At 60.9% G+C, this 3,863-nt stretch carries 4 protein-coding genes; 3 read left to right on the top strand and 1 reads right to left on the bottom strand.

All coding sequences use genetic code 11. The features are described from left to right. The coding region (locus AC1DT3_RS13975) for an FAD-binding oxidoreductase (protein WP_477465857.1) at positions 1-1,013 on the bottom strand (1,013 nt) is incomplete at its 3' end. 231 nt (positions 1,014-1,244) lie between these two features. Here AC1DT3_RS13975 and AC1DT3_RS13970 point away from each other — a divergent pair. The 3 genes from AC1DT3_RS13970 to AC1DT3_RS13960 form a co-directional block, all read left to right on the top strand. Next, positions 1,245-2,090 carry a lysine/arginine/ornithine ABC transporter substrate-binding protein gene (locus tag AC1DT3_RS13970; RefSeq protein WP_477465856.1) on the top strand — a complete coding sequence of 282 codons (846 nt, stop codon included), beginning with the start codon at positions 1,245-1,247 and terminating at the stop codon, positions 2,088-2,090. Positions 2,091-2,418: 328 nt separating this feature from the next. Then, on the top strand, positions 2,419-3,264 hold the full coding sequence (locus AC1DT3_RS13965; protein WP_477465855.1) for a lysine/arginine/ornithine ABC transporter substrate-binding protein: 846 nt from the start codon (positions 2,419-2,421) through the stop codon (positions 3,262-3,264). A 130-nt stretch (positions 3,265-3,394) separates the two neighbouring features. Next, positions 3,395-3,863: ABC transporter permease subunit (locus AC1DT3_RS13960; protein ID WP_477465854.1), on the top strand; the 469-nt coding region annotated here is incomplete at its 3' end.

The raw sequence follows: 3,863 nt of genomic DNA, 5'->3' as shown, positions 1-3,863 counted from the left end.
TCCTTGCGCTGCACCTCGGACAGACTTTCACGCAGCGCCCAGAGAGCATGGTTCTGCGCCTCGCTTGCGGCGACGACCGCATCCGCGACGATTCCGCTTTCCATCGCATCGGAGAGCACATCCTCCATCGTGCTCTGGAGTTCTGCTCCCTGCTGTGAGGAAGACAACTCGATCAGGGCGTAAGAATCATGCTGATCGACGAGCGGTTTGACGGCGCCTTCGGCGTGTTTCAGCACGATCTCCAGACCGAACCGCGGAATGTATTCGAATGCCGTCAATTGGTCGCCCGCACGCTCGCGAAAGAGCCGGAACAGTGCCAATGCGGCACGCGGGCTCGCCATGCCAATGAACGCGGTCACACGCGTCTTTGGTTTGGGAAACAACTTCAGCACTGCAGCGGTGATGATCCCAAGCGTTCCTTCCGAACCGATGAAAAGATCGCGCAGATCGTACCCGGTATTGTCCTTGCGCAATCCCCGCAAGCCGTTCCAGATGCGCCCGTCGGCAAGCACCACTTCGAGGCCGAGGGTGAGTTCGCGCATGTTGCCATAGCGCAGGACCGCCGTTCCGCCGGCATTGGTCGCCAGGTTGCCGCCGATCCGACAGGAACCTTCGGATGCGAGCGAGAGTGGAAACAGCAAGCCCGCCGAATCCGCCGCTTCTTGCACATCCTTCAGGATACACCCGGCCTCGACGGTGATCGTCGCATTCACATCGTCGATTTCGCGAATGGCGTCGAGGCGGGTTAGGGAGAGAACGATCCCCGCGAAGGGAGTACCGCCGCCGACAAGGCCGGTGTTCCCGCCTTGCGGGACTATCGGGACACCGGCCGAGGAACATGCCCTTACGACAAGGGCGACCTCTTCGCGGTCCCGGGGACGCACCACAGCGCTCGCTCGTCCCTGATAGAGGCCACGCATCTCAGTGAGATAGGCCACCATCTCGGCCGGGTCCGTGATGACCGAACCCGGGCCAAGCTGAGCCCTCAATGTGTCGATCAGCCCCTGATCCATTCGTCTATGGTGCCCATCGTTTCGCTTTGAAGCGTCATGGCATTCCCGAGCCCTTGCCGCAATGGCCGATTTCCTTCGACGAAAGGCGCCCCTGATGACCTTTCCCACCCCGATGTCGAGCCCCTTGCCTTTTTCCGAGGTTTGGCAGTTATTAAGTCACGGTGCGGCCGAGTGGTCGCGGAAGGATAAGCTGCGTTTCGACGCGCTTATAAAGACAACAAGGGAACAACGATGAAATTCATCCAGACCGTCAGCCTGGCCATCCTCGGCTCCGCCCTCGCCATCGGTGGCGCAGCGGCTCAAGGCAAGACTGTGAAGATCGCCACCGAGGGCGCCTACGCCCCCTGGAACTTCACCGGCGCCGGCGGCAAGCTCGAGGGCTTTGAGATCGATCTCGCCAACGATCTCTGCACCCGCATGAAGGTGAAGTGCGAAATCGTCGCCCAGGATTGGGACGGCATCATTCCGGCTCTCACGGCCAAGAAATACGACGCCATCATGGCCGGCATGAGCATCACCGACGAACGCAAGAAGGTGATCGACTTCGCGGGTCCCTACGCCAATTCGCCGAACGGCTATCTCGTGGCCAAGAGCTCGCCCCTGGCGAAAATGCCTGGCAGCGGTGATTCCTACAACCTCGGCACACAACAGGCGGCCGCCGAAAAGTCCATCGAGGCCACAAAGCCGCTCCTCAAGGGCAAGACCGTCGGCGTTCAGGGCTCGACCATCCACGCGAACTTCGCCGACAAGTACCTGAAGGGTACGGCCGAGATCCGTGAGTACAAGAGCACCGAAGCGCATGATCTCGATCTCGCCGCGGGCCGCATCGATGCCGTACTCGCGGACGCGACTGCGATCATCGGGACGCTCGAGAAGCCTGAGTTCAAGGAATACGTTCTGGTCGGACCGTCGATCACAGGCGGCCTCCTCGGCGCCGGCGTCGGCGTCGGACTGCGCAAGGGCGACACCGAACTCAAGAAGAGCTTCGACGACGCCATCCGCGCTTCGATCAACGACGGCACGGTCGCGAAGCTCTCGCAGAAGTGGTTCAAGGTCAACGTTACGCCTAAAGGCTAAGTCCCGTTGAAATTGGTGCGGAAAGGCGCGGCTCCGGCTGCGCCTTTTCGTATGAGGGCCTCAGCGTGATCAGCAATGTGGGAACCGGCTTCGCGCCTATCGCACCTTATCCTGTTGAATCTGCGCAGGATCCTCACGGCCTGCCATTTTCCCTTCGCGGATCATGCATGAGGCACTTGCGACCGAAAGTGCCACGGGTGCCTGCCGCTTGGCCATGTTTAGGGCTTGCGCTCCGAAGGTGTTTGTCTGCTAGGTTTGTGCCGCGAGTGCCGTCATTTGAGGCATTCTCGTCAAAAGACACAAAACAAAGCGCGACAGAGGAACGACGATGAATTTTTTCAAGGCCATCGGCCTCAGCATCCTAGCTTCGGCTCTCGCCGTCGGTGGCGCAGCCGCTCAGACGAAAACCGTCAAGATCGCCACCGAGGGTGCCTACGCTCCCTGGAATTTTACCGGCGCCGGCGGCAAGCTCGAGGGCTTCGAGATCGACCTCGCCAATGATCTTTGCGCCCGAATGAAGGTGAAATGCGAAATCGTCGCCCAGGATTGGGACGGCATCATCCCGGCTCTGAACGCGAAGAAATACGATGCGATCATGGCCGGCATGAACATCACCGACAAGCGGCTCGAAGTCATCAGCTTCTCACGGCCCTACGCATCGGGTCTGCACGGCTTCGCGGTCCCGAAAGACTCCCCTCTCGCCAAGCTGGCGGGCACGGGTGAGCGGGTGAACCTCGACAAGGATCCCGCCGCAACCGAGAAGACCGTCGCCGAATGGAAGGCTCTGCTCAAGGGCAAGACGGTCGGCACTCAGGGCTCTACGGTCAACTCCGCCTTCCTGGAAAAGTATCTCAAGGACGCCATCACGATCCGTGAATACAAGACCACGGAGCAGCATGATCTCGATCTTGCGGCGGGACGCGTGGACGCGATCTTCGCCGCTCATTCCTCCATCAAGGCGACGCTGGATCAGCCTGAGTTCAAGAACATGGCGATCGCTGGCGCGGGAGTCTCCGGGGGCGTGTTGGGACGCGGCGTCGCTGTCGGACTTCGCAAGGATGACACCGCATTGAAGACCGAGTTCGATGCCGCCGTTCAAGCTGCGATCGCCGATGGTACGATCCAGAAACTGACGACGAAATGGTTCAAGGTCGACATGTCGCCCCAGAGCTGAAGCCTCGAACCCTCGAAGTGACGTCGCTGTTCGGACGAGTGGCGTGGATCGCGGAGCCGGCTTTCTATAAGCTGAAATTCGGCTCCCGACCCTGTCCTCTTCCGGCAGCGAAAAGCAGGACATCGAACGCGTGCAACAGCTGAGTTATTTTCAACTCATCGGCTTTGGGCCAAATGGGTGGGGTCAGTCCCTTTTGATCGCCACCGCCATGACCTTGGCGGTGGCCTTGTGCGGCTTTCTCTGCGGCGCCGTCGTCGGCACTCTCGTCGCCTGGGCGAAGCTTTCCACGAACGTCTTCGCTCGCAGCGTGGCGGACGGCTACACGACGGTCCTGCGGGGCATTCCCGACCTCCTCGTGATCTATCTCTTCTATTTCGGCGGCAGCGCGGCCTTGGGAGCCATCGGCGGCCTCTTCGGTGCCGATGGTTTCATCGGCATGCCGGCTTTCCTGACCGGTGCGCTTGCGATCGGCATCGTATCCGGAGCTTACCAGGCGGAGGTCTTCCGCGGCGCGTTTCAGGTGGTCAGCCGCGGCGAACTCGAAGCGGCGCGCTCTGTCGGCATGCATCGGTGGCTGATGTTCCGCAGAGTCATCGCCC

The organism is Microvirga sp. P4_G7, from assembly GCF_056401005.1.
The sequence above is the reverse complement of the archived record's forward strand: the minus strand, read 5'-3'. Positions and strand labels throughout refer to the sequence as shown.

Bases quoted from the DNA above. Each gene is read 5' to 3' on its own strand.
- AC1DT3_RS13970 (WP_477465856.1), top strand. From the start codon at position 1,245: ATGAAATTCATCCAGACCGTCAGCCTGGCCATCCTCGGCTCCGCCCTC.
- AC1DT3_RS13965 (WP_477465855.1), top strand. From the start codon at position 2,419: ATGAATTTTTTCAAGGCCATCGGCCTCAGCATCCTAGCTTCGGCTCTC.